Source organism: Sphingobacterium sp. MAE, assembly GCF_056711605.1.
Window position 1 is genome coordinate 4,173,368 of record NZ_CM160044.1, and the last position, 22,104, is coordinate 4,195,471.

Consider the following 22,104-nt stretch of genomic DNA (forward strand, 5'->3'; position numbering starts at 1 on the left):
ATTATAAATAAAATAGAATTCTATACTAACTTTGCATATATACATTTAAGATATCCATGGATTTCAAATTAAATACGATTGAAGAAGCAATCGAAGATATAAAAGCGGGCAAAGTGATCATTGTCGTAGATGATGAAGACCGCGAAAATGAAGGTGATTTTGTTACAGCAGCAAGAAATGCTACACCAGAAATAATTAATTTTATGGCTACGCATGGTAGAGGATTAGTGTGCGCGCCGTTGACGAGAGAACGTTGTGAGGAACTGCAACTTGAGCTGATGGTTGGAAAGAATACCGCTGTATACGAAACAAACTTTACCGTTTCTGTCGATTTACAAGGATATGGTTGTACAACAGGTATTTCAGCATCAGATCGTTCAAAAACAATAAAAGCACTTATTGACCCCAATATAGATCCTGTCGAATTAGGACGTCCTGGACACATTTTTCCATTAATTGCCAAAGATGGTGGCGTATTGCGCCGTACCGGTCATACCGAAGCTACGGTAGACTTAGCGCGCCTTGCCGGTTTTGAACCTGCCGGGGTATTGGTTGAAATCTTAAAAGAAGACGGTGAAATGGCTCGACTTCCAGAATTAATGGAAGTAGCTAAAAGATTCGATTTAAAAATCATCAGCATTGAAGATTTGATCGAATACCGTCTAAAGCATGATTCACTTATCGTCGAAGAGGTGAAAGTGGATATGCCAACAGCATTTGGCGATTTCAAATTAAAAGCTTATACACAAAAGGATACAGGTGAGCATCATTTAGCGCTTTACAAAGGTGAGTGGAATGAAGATGAACCCATTCTTGTACGTGTACACAGCTCTTGCCTTACGGGAGATATCTTTGGTTCTTGCCGTTGTGATTGTGGACCACAATTACACAAAGCCATGGAAATGATCCAACAAGAAGGAAAAGGAGTCATCGTTTACATGAACCAAGAAGGTCGTGGCATCGGTCTAGTGAATAAATTGCAAGCCTACAAACTTCAAGAAACTGGAGTCGATACCGTAGATGCTAATATTCAACTCGGATTCAAAGCCGATCTAAGAGATTATGGAGTAGGAGCTCAAATATTACGTAGTCTTGGCGTAACAAAAATGCGCCTAATGTCTAACAACCCATCCAAAAGAGCTGGTTTAGTTGGATATGGATTAGAGATCGTTGAAAATGTTGCGATAGAAATCAAATCAAACCCTTTTAACGAGGTCTATTTAAAAACAAAAAGAGATCGAATGGGTCATACCATTATGAAGAATCTATAATCATACTTGTAAAAGGGAGTTCGTAAGTTCTCCCTTTTATTTTATTACATCAAATGATAAAACAAGATATCAAACAGCTTATTTTATTTGATGGAGTTTGCAATTTTTGCAATAGCACCGTCAATTTTATCATTCATAAAGATAAGAAGGATCAGTTTAGATTTGCTACACTGCAGTCAAAACTGGGGCAAAGTTTCATTCACAGGCTTCCCTCAAATATAGACTCGATAGTTTACGTTAGAAACCAAGAAATTTTAATAAAAAGTACCGCAGCTCTTTATATTGCCCAAGATTTAGGATATCCCTATAAATTAATGGGCATTTTCAAGTATCTCCCAACATCTTGGCGAGACTGCTGTTATGATTATATAGCAAAAAATAGATATCGATGGTTTGGCAAAAAGGATCATTGTGAAATACCTACTGAGCAAAATCGAAAAAAATTCATTTCATAAAATTAATAAACGATGAAAAATCCCTTATTGCTTAATCAAGCATATATAAATGGAAAATTCATTTCCGATAAAAAGACATTCGATGTCGTCAATCCTTCCACAGGAAAAGTCATTGATACCGTTCCAGATCTTGAAATTGCTGCGTGCCAGAAAGCGATAGCCGCAGCAGAAGCAGCCTGGACCTCGTGGCGTAAAACATCAGCTGCCGAACGTAGCTCCCTAATTCGAAAGTGGTACGAACTTATTTTACAAAATAAGGAGCACTTATCTCAAATAATAACACTCGAAAGCGGTAAACCATTAAAGGAATCGTTGACCGAAGTCGACTATGGTAATTCATTTGTCGAGTGGTTTGCTGAAGAAGGCAAACGCGCTTATGGCGAAACACTACCATTGGCTCAAAATGGAAATAGACTGATGACGATCAAACAAGGTATTGGCGTGGTCGCAGCCATTACCCCGTGGAATTTTCCTGTAGCCATGATTACACGTAAGGTAGCTCCGGCATTAGCAGCAGGTTGTACCATTATTCTAAAGCCAGCCTCACAAACGCCATTTTCAGCAATTGCCCTAGCAAAATTAGCCGAAGAAGCCGGTATACCAAAAGGTGTTTTCAATGTGGTCACCAGTAAAGATAGTGCTGGATTTGGAAAAGAGCTGGCAACCAATTCTGTGATCAGAAAATTATCATTTACCGGTTCGACAGAAGTTGGAAAAACACTAATAACACAAGCTGCTTCTAACATCAAAAAGGTATCGATGGAACTGGGTGGCAACGCCCCATTTATCGTATTTGAAGATGCTGATATCGAAGCTGCAGTAAAAGGAGCTATAGCTGGTAAATTTCGAAATTCAGGACAAACCTGTGTATCGATCAATCGCTTTTATATCCAAGAAAATATCTACGATACCTTTGCTCAAAAACTTACTGAAGCCGTAAAAAAACTGAAAGTAGGCGATGGATTGGATAAAGGAGTTGAAGTTGGTCCGCTCATCAATAGCAAAGGACTTGAAAAAGTCAAACACCATATTGAAGATGCCGTTAAACATGGTGGAAAAATTGCAACAGGTGGAAAACCTCAGAAAGGACTTTTCTTTGAACCAACGGTATTGACAGATCTATCCCATGATGCCCTTATAGCACAAGAAGAGACATTTGGCCCCGTGTGTGCTCTGTTTAAATTTACCACTGAAGAACAAGTTATCCAGTTGGCCAATGATACCCCATTTGGTTTAGCCTCCTATTTTTATTCACAAAATGTAAATCGTTGTTTCCGCGTTTCTGAACAACTAGAAGCTGGAATGGTCGGTATCAATACCGGATTGATTTCAAATGCTGCAGCTCCATTTGGAGGAGTAAAAGAATCAGGAGTCGGCCGAGAGGGATCCAAACATGGATTAGACGAATATATGGAGCTAAAATACCTCTGCTTCGGCGAATAATAAATCATTTGATAAAAAAAAAGCACGAGTGATTCGCTCGTGCTTTTTTATAAAATCTTACTCATCTAATCCGAGTAATTATTTAGAATAACTTGTTTGAACATACGGAGCAGCTAAAAGATAATCAATACTTTCTTTGAGACCTTTATCCAGATCAACCGTTACTTCTTCAAGTTCAACAAAAATATGTTTCACTCCAGCAGTTTTAGCATTTTTAAAGATCGCATCAAATCCGACCATTCCACTTTGACCGATTTCACGGTGATCTTTTATATGAAGTGCCGTAAATCGTCCTGGATATTTATTGAAATAATCGACAGGACTAGATTTACCGATAACCGTCCAATAAACATCCATTTCAAAAAATACATCTTCAGGATTAGTATGTTCAATCATATAATCTAACATGATCACTTTATCTTCCACTTTTTGAAATTCATGAGCATGATTATGATACCCATACTTGATCCCATGCTGGCGACATAGTTTACCCACCTCATTTAAGTATTTACACTGTGTATCCAGATCTTTTATTGTCTTTGGAACTTCCATCCAAGGAGTAACAATATATTGCATCCCAGCAGCCTTATGCGCCTCTATCGCCTTAACCCACCACTCCAAAGCTTTAGAAAAATCACCAGTAGCCAATTCTTCTTTTGAAAGATTTCTTGTAGCATGCGATGAAATCACTTTCATCCCTGCTTTCTCCACTTTACTCTTAAATTCCTGCGGTGAGTTATTATAAAATTTTCCGTCACTAAAACCTGCCGCCTCAACTGCAGTATAGCCCATAGCGGATAACTTTTTCAATACAGGAAAATAGTCCGTATCGTTTTTGATCTGACTTCTAACAGAATACAATTGTAAGCCTATATCTTTCTTTTTCAATGTTTGTGCAACACTCTCAAATCCACATAGACTAGATCCTGTCACCAATAGAACAGCAACTAAAAATTTCAATTTCTTCATAAAGATTATTCTAAAAATAAGACTTCCTTCTTATTCGATAATAAAGCTGTAGTAAAATATGTTAAATATTCTCGATCTAGCTTTATAATCATTTGGAAGATTAAATGTAATATTATACATTATTTCAAAAAGATCCAACAAGAGCACCTAAATTTTAGATAACAATGCAAGTACAATTGGTTTAGCTATTAAAAAAATCCTATTTTAGAAGATAGGAATAAACGATATTTTTGATATAATATGCACAGGTAAAAAACTAAAACTGGGTTAGTATGTACATTGGTCAAGACAATAGTAAAACCCAATCTGTGTAACATCAAAAAATAAACAATATATCATGTACAACTTATTTATATCATATCTAAAACAATGAAAATTTATTTAACAGTAGTATTACGAGTAAAAGAAGAACATCGTGAGGAGATCAAAACAATCTTACTAGAAATGGTCCATTTAACAAGACTAGAGCCCGCAGCCGAGCTTTACAATCTACATCAAGGTATAGAAGATCCAAATGTATTTACGTTTTATGAAATATGGACAGATCAAGCAGGTTTAGATGCACACAACGAACAACCATACATCAAAAATTTTGGACCTAACTATGGAACACTATTAGCCGATCAACCCAATGTGATAAAAACGACCTTTAATTTAAAATTCCGCAGGAGATTATTAAAATAATTAAATCTTCTGCTTAAAAAAACTTAGAAATGTAAATGCAAAATGTATTGTTTATTTGTAGCCGCAACCGCTGGAGAAGTTTAACAGCAGAAACCATTTATAAGAAACATAAAACAATACGAGCAAAATCGGCTGGTACAGAAAATAATGCCCGAATTAAAGTAAATGGAAAACAGCTTTTATGGGCTGACCTTGTATTTGCTATGGAAAAGCATCATAAAGAAAAATTAATACAACAATTTCCAAATGAAACTAAAGATTTAGAAATAATAATTTTGGACATAGCAGATGAATACAAGTACATGGATCAAGAGTTAATCGAAGAAATACAAAATTCAGTTTCATACTATATATCAGAATGATCAGTGTATAGCTTCAAAAATACAACGATCATATACACACCATTTATAAATTTCCATGTTACATATTGATAAGATCTCAGCCAAGCTAATTTTAAGATACTTCTGTCTGAGCATCATACTATTGGCCATAAGTTGCCATTCCAATACAGTAGATTACCCTTCGAAACACTATTTAGCAATTTCAAAAAGAGACACGGCATACCTGAAAATTACCAAACGCGAAAATTATTTTTATGGGCAATATATCGTAAAATACGGAAATAGCGCTAAAGACTCGGGTGAAATCAGAGGAAATATTTTAGGCGACACATTACTTGGAGACTATTTTTACATGCCAAATAGTGGTGGAGTAAAAAAAAGAAAACCATTTGCATTGCTACAGAAAGGAAAGACCTTAAAACTAGGCTCGGGTGCTGTCATGAGTTTTATGGATATACCCTATTATGCCCCCGATGTTTCCATCAACTACGACAGTACCAATTTTGTATTCAACGAAATCGAACAACCTTATTTTTGATTTTTAAACGCATAAAACATATAGCGTAGTTCTCAACATGCGAAGATGCAAAAGCACCAAAAACAGTTAACCCACTAGGAAGTGGGTTAACAAAATCGATTAATATCCATGCAAATTCACATCCTCAGTAGATTTGATCGCTACCGTTTTACCCATTTTCTTTTGGATAACAGAAAAATGATGTAAATCCTCATCTGTCAATAGTGTAATGGCGGTACCGACATCATTTGCACGACCTGTTCTACCGATACGATGTACATAGTCCAAAGGAGAACGAGGTAATTCGAAATTAATGACAACAGGTAAGCCGTCAATATGAATTCCACGACCGATTAAATCTGTAGCCACGAGAACTTGGACATCACCCTTTTTAAAATAGTCAAGATGATCTCTTCTACTCCCTTGTGATTTTTGACCATGTATCGAGATAGCTCTAATTTTATTTTTCAACAATTTATCCACTAGCTTATCTGCTGTACGTGTAGAAGACACAAAGACCAAAACCTGAGTCATCTTGTTCTCTTTGATCAGATAGCGTAAAAATGGACCTTTAGATTCGGCAGTGACATGATAAGCAATCTGATCGATATGGTCAATATTTGCCTCTTCACTTGCAACCTCTATCACCACAGGTTTAATTCCAAGAAGTTGATTGATTTCTGCTATTTTATCATTTAACGTTGCGGAGAATAAAGTTGTTTGTTTTTTCTGAGGCATTAAAGCTAAAAGTTGTTTCAGCTCATCCTCAAACCCCAATTGAAACATTTTATCAGCCTCATCAATAACAAGATGCTGAATATGACTAATGCTCAATGCTTTACTATTAATGAGATCTAGCAATCGACCAGGAGTAGCGGTCAAAACTTCAACCCCAAGCATACCCTTCATCTGTGGATTGATAGATACACCACCATATACCGCCATCGTTTTGATGTCGCGTTTCAAATTCGTGGTGAAAGCTCTAAAAACTTCATCAATCTGAATCGCCAATTCACGTGTAGGAACTAGAACTAATATTTCAATATTTCGGTCACGTTTAACAACCTCAACTTGCAATTTCTCTAAAATAGGCATCACAAAACATGCAGTTTTTCCAGAACCTGTCTGCGCGATTCCCATCAGATCTTTACCTGATAAGATGACTGGAATGGCTTGTTTTTGAATTGGAAAAGGTTTTAGATAACCCAACTGTTTAACAGAACTAATGATATTGTGTGATAATCCTAAAGACTCAAATGACATAAAAACGTTTTATTTACTTGCAAATGTACACTATTATTTATTCTCAAAAGTTACGGAGCAGGTATCAATAGAGAAGATGAAGTACAAATACTTTTTATTTTTAAAGTAGGTGGGTAATGTTCAACACGTTACAAATTAACCTAGACCGGACATGGGTTTTATTTATCTCCCTTTGAAATACGGTATTTTTTATAAGCTTTAATGAGAACCATCAATAAAATCGCTAACGATATCAGGCCAACAACACCATAGATCCAATTTAATGCTGATTTAAGAACTACCGTAAAGACAATAGAAAACAATAGAACAGTTGATACTTCATTCCACATTCTAAGTTTTGAAGAGCTCAGCGTTGATTTTTCATCTCTTAGATTGAACATCATGCGTTGGCTGACAAAATGATAAACGATCATACCGGCAACAAATAGGAGTTTGACCTGCATCCATCCCATCTGTAATAATCCAGGATTTATATACAACATCACTAAAGCTGAAATCACAGTGATATACATCGCAGGAGTCGTGATTACCCACCACAGTCGATTTTCCATGATGGAAAACTGTTTATGCAAGACATGATAGGCTTCTTTGGATTGATCTTTTGCTTCGGTATGGTAGATAAATAAGCGAGGCATATAAAATAAGCCTGCCATCCAACAAATGACAAATATAATATGAATTGCTTTAGCGTATAAGTACACCATGGTCGTATAAAATTAAGACAAATATAGTCGAATATTTTTATTGCTTAAAAAAGTTCACAGTCTTTAAACAAAACAAGGAACAAAAATTTGTTCCTTGTTTTGTGTAGTAATTGCCCGTTGTTAGTATCTAAATTCCTTAACAACCTCAATTGCATATTTTACATGATCAAAAGGGATATCAGGCATGATTCCATGACCTAAATTAAAAATAAAGCCATTTTCACCACGCATACGTTCAAATAATTGAAGAATCTTATCCTTAATCACTTTTTTATCCGCATATAGTACAAACGGATCTAAGTTTCCCTGAACCGCAATACCAGCAGGTAAAGATTGTTTGATATTTTTCAGATCAGCATTCCAATCTACAGAAATTACATCTGGTTTTGCTTCAGCCATAATTGGAGCAAAGACAGAAGAACCTTTACAGAAAGAAATTACAGGAACATCTTGACGATTCAATCTCGAGATGATTTGATTATTATAATAATGAGCAAACTCTTTGTAATCGTTCCAAGATAATGCCAAAGCCCAGCTATCAAAAAGCTGAACAGCATTTACACCAGCAGCGATTTGCATATTTAAATATTCAACCGTTACATCAGCAATCTTTTGAAGAATAGTGTGAGCCAATTTTGGTTCATTATTCAACATTAACTTAGTCAGCTTAAAATCTTTTGAAGACGCACCCTCGACCAAGTAACTTAAAATAGTAAACGGTGCACCAGCAAAACCAATGAGCGGTATACTTCCATTCAAACGTTGTTGAATAACTTTAATAGCATCAGCAACGTATTCCAATTTAGGTAGACAATCCGTCGCTAATTTATCCGCATCCGCAAATGAACGTACTGGATTTGCAAAACGAGGACCAACCCCTTGTTCAAAACTTAAATCTCCCCCCATTGCTTCCGCTGTAACCAAGATATCCGAAAACAAGATTGCGGCATCAATTCCTAATAGATCAACAGGTAACATGGTTACATCTGCAGCAATTTCTGGAGTTTTGCACATTTCCAAAAAGGAATATTTATTTTTTATTGCCCAATACTCTGGCATAAATCTTCCTGCTTGACGCATCATCCATACAGGTGGGCGTTCAGTTTGCTGCGAAAGCGCAGCTCTAATCAATAAATCGTTTTGTAAAGTAGTAATCACTATATATGTTTTGAAATTTCGTTTTGTATTTTACCAATTATACTAGCTTGGCGCTCGGTCAAGTTCAACTTTTTAGCAACATCAATATACGTCTGAGCACGTTCATACTCTTCCTTTCTTAAACTGATATTGGACAAATTGATCAAGATCATTCCCTTTTCATTATCCTTTTTCCATGGCAATCGAGATGCTAGCTGAAAATGATATTCTGCCTCATCGATCCGATCTTCATGTAAAGAAATAGTACCCATCATATATTCATAAATATTACGACGGCCTTTTCGCAATCGATCCGGATTCTTCACTTCAGCCAGTAATGCTTTTGCTTTAGCATAATTCTGCTTATGAAAAGAATCACTAGCCATCGCAACAGAACTCTCACGTAGATGGCTCCAAACAAGATAACAAACTCCCCCAGCTATAAGGATCGAAGTCTGATAATGTCCCGCATATACACCATAACCAATTAACAATAATGCAATAATAATAACAGCTACGCGAGCCTTAAATGTCATCATAGAGTACTAGTGGTTATTGTCCGTAAATTTATATCCAACGCCACGAATGGAATGGAAATAAATAGGATGCTTTTGATCAGGTTCAAAATATTTACGGAAAGTCAATATGAAATTGTCGATAGTACGAGTCGACGGATAAACATCATAATTCCAGACCGTTTCTAATATTTGTTCACGAGAAACAGCTTCGTTGCGACGCTCGATTAACAGCTTCAACAACATCGTTTCTTTTTTGGTCAATGATGTAATCGTACCATCTGCATGGTGCAACTCATAGGAATTAAAATAAATGGTCTTATCACCGATTTGGTAAGAGTTAATCTCTTTCAGATCATCTGGTTTCAAACTTCTTCTAACCAAATTACCCACCCGAAGAATAAGCTCTTCCAGATTAAAAGGTTTGATTAAATAATCATCAGCCCCTTTTTTAAGACCTGTGATACGATCTTCACTACTGTTTTTAGCTGTTAAAAACATAATAGGGACTTCCGTATTTTGAAGTCGAATAGTTTCGGCCACTTGGAATCCATCGATCTCAGGGATCATAACATCCAAGATAATTAAATTAAAACGTTCTTCCTTGAATATTTTCAAAGCCTTTTTTCCGTCTGTAGCTGTTGTCACACGGTAACCTTCTAACTCCAAATTCAACTTGATAGCCTCTAACAAGTGTTCTTCGTCCTCTACGAGTAGTATGCGTTGTTTACTTTGCATTTTTATCAAATGTTACTTCAAAAATACTCCCCGAAGGAGTGTTATCTTTTACCTTAATAGACGCGTTATGCTTTTGCAAAACCGTCTTCACTATATACAACCCCAAACCAGTACCTTTAGTTTTACGTGTTGCTTCACTTCCAACACGATAAAATTTATTAAAGATAAGTTTTTTCTCCGCATCACTGATACCAATTCCGTGATCAGAAACAGAAAAAATAATTCCTTGAGCCTCATTTGTCAATTTGACAACAACATTGGCACATGGAGGAGAATATTTAATGGCATTTTCGATCAAATTAGTCACCACATTACTAATAGCAAATTTATCAGCATACAACATAATATCAGCATCCAATTTAGGCTTCAGCACCTGTGTTCTACAAGCATTCTTTTGAAGACGGTCGACAATCTGTTCGACTAATTCAGTTAAGTTAAACTTCTCCTTAGGAAGATTATAGTTACGGCTTTCAAGTTTTGTTGTGATCAGCACATTTTCAACCAAATCGTCCAGTCGTTCGATATCTTTCAAAGAATTTGTCAAAAAAACCTGTTGCTGTTCTTTATCCAGATCTCTTTTCAAAATGGTCTGAATGTACAATTTTACAGAAGCCAATGGAGATTTCAGTTCATGCGTTATCGCCAGCAAAAAGTTTTGCTGCTGTTGCTGTAACTTCTGCTCACGTACAAAAAGCTTTTTTAATCGCAAAGCTCCCCACAAAAAGATCAGTAAGAAAAAAATACCCTCACCAATAATCATCGACTTTCTTTCAGGTTGAAATCGAGCAAGCATAACCCCCCACCATATCAACTGAGAAGTCGCATAAAATACTAGAAAATAAAATAAAACAAGTGCTTTTTTCATACGATATATTGCAACGGAACAAAAATAACGATAATGGGAGGTATAAAAAAATGTGTTAGACTTTATGACACTAAGAGGAAAATCGAATTTTCGATATTTCTTGCAATCAGTCCTTTTACCCTATATTTGTACTATGTTTCAACAAGAAAAAAAAGATATATTCTTCGATTTAGATCATACCATTTGGGATTTTGACAAAAATGCGGAAGAGACATTGGATGAACTCTATTACCACTACCAATTTGATCAACTCTTTCAACAAGAATCCTCTACGACATTTATTAAGACCTATACGATCAATAATCATCGACTATGGGACTTATACCATCACGGTAAAATCGATAAAGCAGAACTGCGCCGTGCGCGATTTGCAGACACCTTCACACAGCTTGGTGTAGACCCTTCCCTTTTCCCAAATGATTTTGAGGAAGAATATTTATTGATCTGTCCGCAAAAGACAAATCTATTTCCTCATGCACATGAAACATTAAGCTATCTGTATAATAATTATAACTTACACTTGATATCAAATGGCTTCAAAGAAGCTTGTGAAGTAAAACTTGCAACAAGTGATCTCCATAAATACTTTAAAAACATATTCATATCGGAAGTGGTGGGAGTCAATAAACCGGATCCCAGAATATTCAATTATGCACTAGATAAAGCCCATGCAAAAACTGATCATTCCATCATGATCGGTGATAATATCGATGCCGATGTTCGCGGAGCTATGCATGTAGGAATGGACGCGATATTCTTCAATCCAACACAAATTGAAAAACCACAAGATATCAACCATATGATCCATAATCTTAAAGAACTACAAGAAATCCTCTAGCAAGGATTGACCACCTATCATTCGTTTCCGAAAACGGTTATAGCAATCAAAAGAGTGAAATAGCGACCAGCATGGCCAGCCCTACTCGATCTTAATATAGAAACGCAAAATGATATAAACAAAGAGCGAGCTTAAAAATTAAGCTCGCTCTTTGTTTATATCTAAAATGAGATTATAGTTTTTTTACGGTAATATTTTTAAACCAAACATCATCACCATGATCTTGGAATCCAATCACACCTGATTTGGTTTTACCACCAACATTTTTCAAGAGCTCATACGCCAAAGGCCATTTTGCTTCACTAAATTTACTTTTCTGCAATAAATCAATCCAAGATTGATCCCAAAGTGTGTAGGTGACCACTTTGACACCATTCTGCCAATGTTCAACTTTGCCATTGTTCACAACGATTTTCACTTTGTTCCACTCACCAAATGGCTTGCCATTTTGTGGCTTCGCCGGAATCATGTCATACAAAGATGTTGATTTACGATTACCATCCACACCCATCTTCGCATCAGGATGATTTTCATTATCCAGCACTTGACATTCAGGGCTTGAAATATAGATCGGTTGACCTTCAATTTCTTTCGCTAAAAAGAAAATACCTGAATTAGCCCCCTTCGCAACTTTCCATTCCAACTCCAATTCGAAATTTTTAAAATCGTGTGCGAAAATTAAATCTCCACCTTCATCATTTCCAACATTTGCCTTACTATCAAATTTTATGGCACCCTCATCGACAGTCCATTTTTTAGGAACTACGGTTTTATTATAACCTCTCCATCCGGTCATGGAAGTACCGTCGAAAATAATATATGCACCTTGCTTATTTTTTTTAAAATTTTTCAAATCTACCTTTGGTAGATCCAAAACCTTATATGCAGGGACTTCTTTCTTCTGTTGTGCGACAGCAGTACCCACACTTGCAGTACCCGCGAGCATAGTAGCTGCTAAAACGATTGTTCTTAATTTCATATCTAGTATTTATATGGATTAAATTTAAAAAAAAATCATCGGAATCAAGAATATATCTTAATATTCTTCTCCGGATATTTCATTTGTATTGGTCTCCTTTTTCTTAGACTTTGTTAAATCCTGGCCTCCGAATCGATACGAAACTGACAAAGTAACCATCCTTTTCATCCAGCGTCTTTCAAAATTAGAAATCAACTTCGGTGTCTCCGTATACCCTTCCATTTTTCTAGAATTAAATACATCACGTACATTCAGCATAACAGAAGCTTTCTTATTAAAGACGTCTTTTTTCAAAGCTACATCTATACCTTTCATCGCATTCATCTTACCTTGAGCCATTACTCGAGAAGAATTATATTCGCCTCTAACCTGTGCAGAAAATGTTGGTGTCATCCTATAGTTCATGGTTAAATTAGAATTATAAGAAAATCCCTTCCTACTGGGCAACTGGTACAAGTCATTCGCTTTAAAATTGGTATTGATCAAGTTCAGGTTGAATGTAAAATCAAAATCTTTTGTTGCATTTACTTTAGCAATAAATTCAAGACCAGATAAATTACGGCTTGTTAAATTTTCCCATTTACTGTAAGTCACACTATTTGAATCCACAAAGAATACGTAAGGTTGAATCACTTCATTGGTATGGTTAAAATATGCTGAACTGACCAAGTTTACTTTACCAAAAGTTTTTGCATAGCTTAACTCAAAAGCATGTACATCTTCAGGTTTCAGATTTGGATTACCCTGGCGTTGGTTCATATTATCGGTCACATCAGGAAATGGATTGATCTGCCACCCTCTGGCGCGCTGCACTCTTCTAGAATAACTCAACTGCAATTTATTATCACCATTATCATCCAGATCGTACGTCAAGAAAACAGTCGGGTACAAGCGAAAGAAATCCTGATTAGCATTTGTTTCTTTATCAAGTACGTCAGGATCCTTTGAAAAGTAAGTTGATTTTAATTCAAACTGCTCGCCACGTAATCCCAATTGATAACCAATCCTTTTGCTTAATTTATTCTGATAATTCACATATAAAGCATGAACGGTACTTGTAAAGTCAAAATCATTACTGATCTTATAATCGGGCAGATAATCCCCATTACTTACAACCAACGTATCTGAAAACTGCGTATCAAAAGATTTTCTGATCTGCGTCCGGTATCCAGCTTCAAACTTACTGGTCTCAGAAAAAGGTAAAACATAATCAGCTTGTAAGTTGATCACCTTTCCGTTTTCAGAAGTCACATTTTTACGACCACTACCCAGAGTGGGACCACTAAACTCTTGTACGAAATCATTTGTTCCATCCTCTTTATCATTTCCATAGCTAGCATTAGCCGTCAATTCTTCACCAGATCGTTTAAATTGATGTCTAAAATCAAAATTCAAGTCGTACGCAAAGTCATCTTCAAATTGACGTGAAGTACGATTACTAGTACCTATAAGTGTAGGGTGATTGAAATATTGATAATTCAGATCTTCAGAACGGTCATTATTACGGATGCTCATATTACCAGAAAGCCCCACGGTAGTATGATCCGTTATGTTATAATCCACTCCAGCTTTAACATTATGTCCCTTCCCTTTACGAGAAGACTCAGATTCATTATAGATGCGACTATTATTATCTAATAAAGTGTTATCCACCTTACCGCTACCCACCATATTACGGCGGTTGAAATTATAGCTTCCAAAATAATTAAACTTCTTGTCCCGATAATTAAGGGTCAGACCAGCCATGTAGTTATCATAAGAACCTGCCGAAGCATTAACAGCACCATTCAGACCCGTCCGTATATTTTTTTTCAAGACAATGTTCACAATGCCCGTCTGTCCTTCGGCATCATATTTAGAAGAAGGATTCGTAATAATCTCCACTTTATCAATGGAATTCGCCGGTAAGCTCTGTAATAAAGCCGTCACATCATTACCTGCCATTGCAGACTCCTTACCATCGATCAATATCTTCACATTAGAACCTCTAAGACTAACCGTACCATCTTGATCGACCTGCAATGTAGGTACATTGGCCAATAAATCAGTTGCAGTACCACCTGCACTGACCAAGCTCTCTCCTACATTAAATACCTTACGATCAATCCCAATTTGCATCGCCGGAACTCTTCCCTCTACCACAACCTCACTTAGCAATTCACCAGAAGACTTGAGCATCAATTTGCCAAGATTTAAATTTGAAGCATTCGAAACAACAATATTAGGTTTTATGAGGTCAGCGTAGCCAACATACGTAACACGCAAGGTAAAAGTACCATCTGGGACATCTTGGAAAGTAATGACACCATTATCGTCAGATTGAGTGCCTTTTAAATAAGCTTGGGCTGTACCCGTAAGCAAAGAGGCACTAGCATAATGGACAGTAGCACCAGTTTTTTCATCCACCAGTATGGCAGATATTTTACCAGATTGAGCAAAAGCCCATATAGGAAAGAATAAAATAGTGATTAAAAAAGCAAAGGAATAGGTGTGATTTTTAGAGAGCATAATATAATTGTAAGCAGTAATCTTACAAAAATGTATTTTTTTGTTGAACAAAAACGACTCGTAACCACTTTATTACTTAATGCAATCAGGTAGCAAACACACCATAGAAATTATTCTACAGAAACAGTCAAGCCCTCTGCCTTCAAAATTTTCCGGTACACTTCCATTTCAGTCATCGACCCTTCTAGGACAGCACACTTACCCTCATTATGAACTTTGAATGCAATCCTTTCGGATTCTGGTTCTGAATATTGAAGATGATGCATCATACAAAAAATAACATGATCAAACGTATTGATATCATCATTCCAAAGAATTAGTCGGTTGGAATCTTTAACGGAAGCTAAAATTTCGGACAAGGAATAGGTTTCTTGTGCAGTTTCTGTACTCATGCTACAAAAGTACTTTAATTTTCAAAAATTACGTAATTTTACTTAATTTGAACTTAACATAAATATAAGCACATGTTTCAATCCAAAATTGCAGGTATAGGATACTATGTACCAAAAAATGTTTATACCAATCAAGATTTAACTCGTTTTATGGATACTAGCGATGAGTGGATTCAAGAAAGAACAGGTATAAAAGAAAGAAGATATGCCGATCGCATTGGCGAAACGACTACAACTATGGCGGTCGAAGCTTCAAAAATAGCCATTGAGCGTGCCAATACCACTGCCGAAGAAATTGATTTCATCATCTTTGCAACATTATCGCCAGACTACTATTTCCCGGGTTGTGGGGTCTTGCTTCAAAGAGAAATGGGAATGAAAGAAGTCGGAGCTTTGGATATTCGAAACCAATGCTCAGGATTTATATATGCATTATCTGTAGCCGATCAGTTTATCAAAACAGGTATGTACAAAAATATTTTAGTAGTTGGTTCAGAAAAACATTCATTTGCCTTGGACTATTCGACACGAGGTCGCAATGTGTCGGTTATATTTGGAGATGGAGCAGGAGCAGTTGTACTTCAACCGACAAAAGATGCCAATAAGGGAATATTAAGTACACATTTACACGCTGATGGTGCAGATGCTGAAAAATTAGCTATGTATTATCCAGGTGCTTCAGGAGGAATTTGGCTCGATGAAAAACCAACATGGCCTGAACAAGAACTCGGAGGAATGCTCATGACAGCAGAGATGTTGGAAGATGGAACTGCCTTTCCAGTAATGGATGGTCAAGCCGTCTTTAAGAAAGCGGTAGTAAAATTTCCAGAAGTAATCGGAGAAGCATTGACTAAAAATAACTTAACTACACAAGATATTGACCTATTGGTTCCCCATCAAGCAAATTTGAGGATTTCACAGTTTATTCAAAAAACCCTTAAGCTCAATGACGATCAGGTATTTAATAATATTCAAAAATATGGAAATACCACAGCTGCATCTGTCCCAATTGCCTTGTGTGAAGCATGGGAAGCTGGCAAAATAAAAGACGGGGATCTCATTTGTCTAGCAGCCTTTGGTGCTGGATTTACATGGGGATCAGCTTTAATACGATGGTAAATTCCTTTTGAAACCTAGATATAGAAGAGCTCGTTTATTTTAACATATACGAGCTCTTTTCATTTTAGCAGATTAAGAGCAATAGTGGGTTTTCCACATGAGTTATCAACATAATGTTAATAACTCATGTGGAAAACCAAAATAGCGCATAGCAAAACAAGAATTCTCCTTTCCAATGCTGTCCATGCATCAAAAAAACACAGCCGATAATTACCACTATTTATTATTAAATTTATAAATGGAAAAAATAGATCGGGAAGATATCATGATTACCAGTAAGCACAGTAATCGGTCAAAAAAACAAATCGAATCACTATTAGAAAAATATATCTATGCCAAACCAAAAGATTGGAAAAAGTTTCTAGATCTATTTTTATTGACTTTGGGATTGGGATTTGTCGTATCTGGAATTGTATTTTTCTTTGCTTTCAATTGGGCTGAACTCAATAAATTTATCAAAATAGGCATTATACTCTTACTATTGGCTGCCAGTATCATCTGCGCCATTCAGTTGCGGATCAAAGAAATTTATAAAAAGATGCTAATAACTGCGGCTGCAATGTTAGTAGGAGTCCTATTTGCAGTTTTTGGTCAAATATATCAAACAGGAGCCAATGCCTACGACTTTTTTCTGGCATGGACGCTATTCATTACACTTTGGGTTATTATCACTCATTTTTATCCCCTTTGGTTACTATTTATAGTGCTGACCAATGTTACAATCGTTTTATTCAACGAACAGGTGTCTAACAATTTTGACTCAATAAGTTTAACCACCCTATTATTTTTCATCGATGGTCTGGCACTCATAGCATTACTAACATTAAATAAATACGACAAAGCAGACATTCCCCTGTGGTTTAGAAATACGTTAGCACTAGCAGTTACTACGATTGCAACTGTGGGCATCTGTTTCGTGATCTTCGACTCCAAACTCCAACAAGGCACACTTTTGATCTGTGGCACAATTGCTTTTTACTTATACAGTATACGATATGCATTATCAAACAAAAGCACATTTTTTATTGGCTCTATAGCTTTCAGCTTATTGATCATGACCAATTGTATCATCCTGGAAATTTATAATGATGACATCGCATTACTTATCATCAGTATCTTATTTATTATGGGTGTAACAGCAGTTATTAAATTTTTATTAAATCTTCAATTAAAATGGACCAATGGAAAATAAACAGGCAATAAGAGATAAAATAGAAAGACTAAGTAAAGACAGTGATCCCGCTTTTCAAATCAATACGGATAACGTATTAGCTGAGTATGCACATTTAGATAAAAACAGATCAAACATAACCATAAAAATACTATCTATACTCGGAGTGATCAGCAGTGTTTTATGTTTTTTAGCCGCTTTATTTTCACTACACCTACTCGATGACAAATTAAATGTAATAATCTGCGGATCCATATTACTCATTCTTTCATTATGGTGCGTTAAAAAATACAACAGCATCATCATAGATACTGCGAGTATCACCTGCTACGTTGTGGGAGGATGGATGTTGATCTATGGTTTAGATCATGATGATATCAATAATATGCTCATCGCATGCCTCATGATTAATCTATGCACGTTAGCTATAGTACAGCGCTATCTCATGTCTCTCTTAAACATACTTCTTATCATCTATTCATGCATAGCACTGACCAACCATAATTCGGACAATCTAATCTTTATCGCACTAATCAACATGGTACTCATAGCCGCGTTAATCTATATCTTGACACAAGAAGCACCAATCCTTTCCAAACGAAACCTCATCAGTAGACTCTATCAACCTATACGAGTTGCGCTCGCACTTTCGACAATAGCAACAACAGCGTTTATTGTACTATCACATTTTGAGACTGAAGCATCACCTTTCAATACCTCTGCCATCGCATTGTACGCATTATCGATCATATATTCATTTGCAACCTTATTTATCGTGCACAAAATCATAGCAAAATTTGATACTGTAAAGTCTAATACCCAAATATTAATTTATATATTCGTCACCTTCATACTCGCTTCAACAATTATTAATCCCGGGATATCAGGAGCCATAGTGCTCATACTATTTTGTTTCTATTATCAATATAAATTTGGTTTTTATTTAGGAATAATTGCATTATTATTTTTTCTATCGCATTTCTACTACAACCTAAACTTTTCGCTATTGACCAAATCCATATTTTTAATGCTATCTGGACTCGTGTTTCTAGTCATTTACTATATCATAAATTCAAAGAAAGTCAAGAATGAAAACATATAAAAACTGGATCATCGCTGCAAATTTAATTGCCATCATAGCTTACTTTAGTTTCACTATAATTCAAAAAGAAAACATCCTTAAGAATGGAAAACTGATCCTGTTAGAATTATCTCCCATAGATCCAAGATCACTTATGCAAGGTGATTATATGCAATTGAGATATAGCATAGCAGATAGCCTTGACACACAAGAAGCTCCATTGCGAGGCTATCTTGTGGTCAGATTAAATGAAAAGAACATAGCACAAGGAGTACGCGTCCAACAGCATACGACGCCATTGAATAACGGTGAATTTTTGATTAATTATACAAAATCCAACAGGAACAATCTAAACATTGGTGCAGAGTCTTTCTTTTTTCAGGAAGGTCATGCTCAAAGATATGAGCAAGCAAAATTTGGAGGAATTAAAGTCGATAATAAAGGAAATAGCCTTTTAATAGGACTCTATAATAACCAACAAAAAATCATAAAATAAAAAAAGGCGATGCATGTATGTGCATCGCCTTTTTCTATATTGATATTACTCTTAATTATCCATTTGATAATGCAGCTGCACCAGAAACAATCTCCGTTAACTCTGTAGTAATAGCAGCCTGACGCGCTTGGTTGTATGAAAGCTTCAATGCTTTTAACAAATCTCCAGCATTATCAGTTGCTTTATCCATAGCTGTCATACGAGCACCATGCTCAGAAGCATGTGAATCCAAAATAGCTTTGTACAATTGAATTTTAATAGCTTTAGGAATTAATTCCTCAATGATCTTCTCTTTCGAAGGTTCGATAATATAATCAACCTCAGCAGTTTTTTCCTTAGTCGAAACAGTATCTTCCGTAGGAAGTAATGGTAAAATTTGCTCAGAAGTCAAAATTTGTACCGCAGCATTTCTGAATTGGTTATACACCACCTCTACACGGTCAAAGTTACCTTCTTTGAATTGTTCCATTACAAATTCAGTGATTTTTGAAGTATTTTCAAAATTCAAAGCACCGAATAAATCACTATGATTGGCAATAATATTATAAGCAGGCTTTTTAGCATAGAAATCGTATCCCTTTTTACCAATGGTGATCATACTTACATCACCTTTACGTAATTGATCAGCATACTTTTCGGCAACTAACTTATTAGCAGTTTTGATTGCATTCGCATTAAAAGCACCAGCCAGACCTCTATTAGAAGAAACAACAATAATCAACACTTTATTTGGTTCACGATCTACCGTATAAGGAGAGTTACTTCCTTCTACACTTGCAGATACATCTGCCAAAATTTCACGAAGTTTATTCGCATACGGACGCAATTGAACGATTGCATTAGTAGCACGTTTTAATTTCGCTGCAGATACCATTTTCATCGCCTTAGTAATCTGCTGTGTCGATGTTACCGATGCGATACGGATTCTTACTTCTTTTAAATTTGCCATATTTAATTTGAGATTTGAGTATTGAGTACTGTGTATTGAGTATAACTCGCTATACTCAATACTCTATACTCATATCTAATTAATATTTTGATGCTAAGTCTTTAGCTACTGTTTCTAATACTGAAGTTAATTCATCTGAGAATTTACCTGCTTTAAAAGCATTTAAAACCTCTGGATGACGTTGCTCTAACAACGTTAAATATTCTTCTTCAAACTCTCTCACTTTATTTACTGGAACAGAACGGAATAAACCTTTAGTACCTGCATAAATAATGGCTACTTGTTTTTCAACAGAAACCGGAGAGTATTGCGCTTGTTTTAAAATCTCAACGTTACGGATACCTTTATCTAAAACTCCTTTAGTTGCTGCATCTAGATCAGAACCAAATTTTGCGAAAGCTTCTAACTCACGGTATTGTGCTTGATCCAATTTTAATGTACCAGCAACCTTTTTCATTGGCTTGATCTGAGCGTTACCACCTACACGAGATACAGAAATACCCACGTTGATCGCTGGACGGATACCTGCGTTAAACAAGTTCGACTCTAAGAAAATCTGACCATCAGTAATCGAGATTACGTTTGTAGGGATATACGCAGAAACGTCACCCGCTTGAGTCTCAATAATAGGAAGAGCAGTCAATGAACCACCACCTTTTACCAAGTGTTTGATAGACTCAGGAAGATCATTCATATTTCTAGCAATCTCATCAGAAGCATTGATTTTCGCAGCTCTTTCTAATAGACGGCTATGTAAGTAGAAAACATCACCTGGATATGCTTCACGTCCCGGAGGTCTTTTCAATAATAATGAAACCTCACGGTAAGCTACCGCTTGTTTTGATAAATCATCATATACGATCAAAGCCGGACGACCTGTATCACGGAAGAATTCACCGATAGCAGCACCCGCCATTGGCGCGTAGAATTGTAATGGAGCTGGATCAGCAGCTGAAGCAGCAACAACAACGGTATAAGCCATTGCACCACGCTCTTCTAAAGTACGAACGATATTCGCAACGGTAGAGTTCTTTTGACCGATAGCAACATAGATACAGAATACCGGTTGACCAGCATCATAAAATTCTTTTTGATTTAAGATTGTATCGATACATACAGCAGTTTTACCTGTCTGACGGTCACCGATTACCAACTCACGTTGTCCACGACCTACCGGAATCATCGCATCAATAGCTTTGATACCTGTTTGTAATGGCTCAGTTACTGGTTGACGGAACAATACACCTGGAGCTTTACGCTCGATTGGCATTTCGTATGTCTCACCTGTAATAGGTCCTTTACCATCAATTGGCTGACCTAATGTATTTACAACACGACCGCACATACCTTCACCTACTTTAATAGATGCGATACGATTAGTACGTTTGATAGTATCACCTTCTTTGACGATGTCTGAAGGACCTAAAAGAACAACACCAACGTTATCTTCTTCTAAGTTTAATACGATACCTTGTAATCCGTTATCAAATTCAACCAATTCACCGGACTGAACTTTAGTTAAGCCGTAAATACGAGCAATACCGTCACCAATACTAAGTACGGTACCAACTTCCTCTAGTTCGGCTTCTGATTTAAAGCCCGACAATTGTTCTCTTAAAACTGCCGAAACCTCATCTGGTCTTACCTCTATCATTGTTATTATTATAAG

Annotated in this window: 23 protein-coding genes; 11 read left to right on the plus strand and 12 right to left on the minus strand. The window is 36.3% G+C overall.

Annotation, left to right across the window (positions count from 1 at the left end):
• Positions 1–56 precede the first annotated feature (56 nt).
• The 3 genes from AC06G9_RS17940 to AC06G9_RS17950 are packed head-to-tail and all read left to right on the plus strand — an operon-like array spanning position 57 to position 3,169.
• Positions 57–1,271, plus strand: coding sequence for a bifunctional 3,4-dihydroxy-2-butanone-4-phosphate synthase/GTP cyclohydrolase II (locus tag AC06G9_RS17940; protein WP_045754379.1), 1,215 nt, complete (start codon positions 57–59; stop codon positions 1,269–1,271).
• A 53-nt stretch (positions 1,272–1,324) separates the two neighbouring features.
• Positions 1,325–1,726 (plus strand): thiol-disulfide oxidoreductase DCC family protein, encoded by a 402-nt coding sequence (locus AC06G9_RS17945; RefSeq protein ID WP_045754380.1) that lies wholly within the window; start codon positions 1,325–1,327, stop codon positions 1,724–1,726.
• A gap of 12 nt (positions 1,727–1,738) precedes the next feature.
• Positions 1,739–3,169: an NAD-dependent succinate-semialdehyde dehydrogenase gene (locus AC06G9_RS17950; protein WP_480956877.1), complete on the plus strand. Its 1,431-nt coding sequence runs from the start codon at positions 1,739–1,741 to the stop codon at positions 3,167–3,169.
• A gap of 78 nt (positions 3,170–3,247) precedes the next feature.
• On the opposite strand, the gene AC06G9_RS17955 is transcribed toward AC06G9_RS17950, so the two are convergent.
• Positions 3,248–4,138 (minus strand): sugar phosphate isomerase/epimerase family protein, encoded by an 891-nt coding sequence (locus AC06G9_RS17955; RefSeq protein WP_248755712.1) that lies wholly within the window; start codon positions 4,136–4,138, stop codon positions 3,248–3,250.
• 369 nt (positions 4,139–4,507) lie between these two features.
• On the opposite strand from AC06G9_RS17955, the gene AC06G9_RS17960 reads away from it, so the two are divergent.
• The 3 genes from AC06G9_RS17960 to AC06G9_RS17970 are packed head-to-tail and all read left to right on the plus strand — an operon-like array spanning position 4,508 to position 5,701.
• A complete protein-coding gene (locus AC06G9_RS17960) occupies positions 4,508–4,822 on the plus strand; it encodes a putative quinol monooxygenase (RefSeq protein ID WP_480956878.1) in 315 nt (104 codons plus the stop codon).
• A 35-nt stretch (positions 4,823–4,857) separates the two neighbouring features.
• Positions 4,858–5,184, plus strand: a complete 327-nt coding sequence (locus AC06G9_RS17965) for a low molecular weight protein tyrosine phosphatase family protein (RefSeq protein ID WP_045754384.1) — start codon at positions 4,858–4,860, stop codon at positions 5,182–5,184.
• Positions 5,185–5,239: 55 nt separating this feature from the next.
• The gene (locus AC06G9_RS17970; protein WP_045754385.1) at positions 5,240–5,701 is read left to right on the plus strand and encodes a hypothetical protein; all 462 of its coding nucleotides are present in this window, start codon (positions 5,240–5,242) and stop codon (positions 5,699–5,701) included.
• 99 nt (positions 5,702–5,800) lie between these two features.
• Here the strand turns inward: AC06G9_RS17970 and AC06G9_RS17975 are convergent, their stop codons facing one another.
• The 6 genes from AC06G9_RS17975 to AC06G9_RS18000 all read right to left on the minus strand — a co-directional run bounded on the left by AC06G9_RS17975 (position 5,801) and on the right by AC06G9_RS18000 (position 10,902).
• Positions 5,801–6,943, minus strand: a complete 1,143-nt coding sequence (locus tag AC06G9_RS17975) for a DEAD/DEAH box helicase (protein WP_480956879.1) — start codon at positions 6,941–6,943, stop codon at positions 5,801–5,803.
• Positions 6,944–7,101: 158 nt separating this feature from the next.
• Complete coding sequence (locus AC06G9_RS17980; RefSeq protein WP_094771364.1) at positions 7,102–7,647, minus strand: CopD family protein; 546 nt, start codon at positions 7,645–7,647, stop codon at positions 7,102–7,104.
• Positions 7,648–7,767: 120 nt separating this feature from the next.
• Positions 7,768–8,805 (minus strand): uroporphyrinogen decarboxylase, encoded by a 1,038-nt coding sequence (gene hemE / locus AC06G9_RS17985; RefSeq protein ID WP_045754388.1) that lies wholly within the window; start codon positions 8,803–8,805, stop codon positions 7,768–7,770.
• Positions 8,805–9,323: a hypothetical protein gene (locus tag AC06G9_RS17990; protein ID WP_228115869.1), complete on the minus strand. Its 519-nt coding sequence runs from the start codon at positions 9,321–9,323 to the stop codon at positions 8,805–8,807. Before AC06G9_RS17990 ends, hemE begins: the two co-directional genes overlap by 1 nt.
• A gap of 6 nt (positions 9,324–9,329) precedes the next feature.
• A complete protein-coding gene (locus AC06G9_RS17995) occupies positions 9,330–10,037 on the minus strand; it encodes a response regulator transcription factor (protein WP_045754389.1) in 708 nt (235 codons plus the stop codon).
• Positions 10,027–10,902 carry a sensor histidine kinase gene (locus AC06G9_RS18000; protein WP_045754390.1) on the minus strand — a complete coding sequence of 292 codons (876 nt, stop codon included), beginning with the start codon at positions 10,900–10,902 and terminating at the stop codon, positions 10,027–10,029. The genes AC06G9_RS17995 and AC06G9_RS18000 overlap by 11 nt, the downstream gene beginning before the upstream one ends.
• A gap of 133 nt (positions 10,903–11,035) precedes the next feature.
• Between AC06G9_RS18000 and AC06G9_RS18005 the strand changes: the two genes are divergently transcribed.
• Positions 11,036–11,740: a YjjG family noncanonical pyrimidine nucleotidase gene (locus AC06G9_RS18005; protein ID WP_045754391.1), complete on the plus strand. Its 705-nt coding sequence runs from the start codon at positions 11,036–11,038 to the stop codon at positions 11,738–11,740.
• Between the two features lie 172 nt (positions 11,741–11,912).
• On the opposite strand, the gene AC06G9_RS18010 is transcribed toward AC06G9_RS18005, so the two are convergent.
• From AC06G9_RS18010 to AC06G9_RS18020, 3 genes are all read right to left on the minus strand, one after another.
• Complete coding sequence (locus AC06G9_RS18010) at positions 11,913–12,719, minus strand: 3-keto-disaccharide hydrolase (protein ID WP_094771362.1); 807 nt, start codon at positions 12,717–12,719, stop codon at positions 11,913–11,915.
• 57 nt (positions 12,720–12,776) lie between these two features.
• The gene (locus tag AC06G9_RS18015) at positions 12,777–15,227 is read right to left on the minus strand and encodes a TonB-dependent receptor (RefSeq protein WP_248755706.1); all 2,451 of its coding nucleotides are present in this window, start codon (positions 15,225–15,227) and stop codon (positions 12,777–12,779) included.
• Positions 15,228–15,337: 110 nt separating this feature from the next.
• Positions 15,338–15,619 (minus strand): ATP-dependent Clp protease adaptor ClpS, encoded by a 282-nt coding sequence (locus AC06G9_RS18020; protein ID WP_045753278.1) that lies wholly within the window; start codon positions 15,617–15,619, stop codon positions 15,338–15,340.
• 72 nt (positions 15,620–15,691) lie between these two features.
• Between AC06G9_RS18020 and AC06G9_RS18025 the strand changes: the two genes are divergently transcribed.
• From AC06G9_RS18025 to AC06G9_RS18040, 4 genes are all read left to right on the plus strand, one after another.
• Positions 15,692–16,738 (plus strand): 3-oxoacyl-ACP synthase III family protein, encoded by a 1,047-nt coding sequence (locus tag AC06G9_RS18025; RefSeq protein WP_045753277.1) that lies wholly within the window; start codon positions 15,692–15,694, stop codon positions 16,736–16,738.
• 238 nt (positions 16,739–16,976) lie between these two features.
• Positions 16,977–17,930: a DUF2157 domain-containing protein gene (locus AC06G9_RS18030; RefSeq protein ID WP_480956880.1), complete on the plus strand. Its 954-nt coding sequence runs from the start codon at positions 16,977–16,979 to the stop codon at positions 17,928–17,930.
• Positions 17,920–19,011, plus strand: a complete 1,092-nt coding sequence (locus AC06G9_RS18035; protein ID WP_480956881.1) for a DUF4401 domain-containing protein — start codon at positions 17,920–17,922, stop codon at positions 19,009–19,011. Before AC06G9_RS18030 ends, AC06G9_RS18035 begins: the two co-directional genes overlap by 11 nt.
• Positions 18,998–19,486, plus strand: coding sequence for a GDYXXLXY domain-containing protein (locus AC06G9_RS18040; RefSeq protein ID WP_045753274.1), 489 nt, complete (start codon positions 18,998–19,000; stop codon positions 19,484–19,486). The genes AC06G9_RS18035 and AC06G9_RS18040 overlap by 14 nt, the downstream gene beginning before the upstream one ends.
• A 55-nt stretch (positions 19,487–19,541) precedes the next feature.
• Here the strand turns inward: AC06G9_RS18040 and atpG are convergent, their stop codons facing one another.
• Positions 19,542–20,435, minus strand: coding sequence for an ATP synthase F1 subunit gamma (atpG, locus tag AC06G9_RS18045; RefSeq protein WP_045753273.1), 894 nt, complete (start codon positions 20,433–20,435; stop codon positions 19,542–19,544).
• Positions 20,436–20,514: 79 nt separating this feature from the next.
• Complete coding sequence (atpA, locus tag AC06G9_RS18050) at positions 20,515–22,089, minus strand: F0F1 ATP synthase subunit alpha (protein WP_021188669.1); 1,575 nt, start codon at positions 22,087–22,089, stop codon at positions 20,515–20,517.
• Positions 22,090–22,104 lie beyond the last annotated feature (15 nt).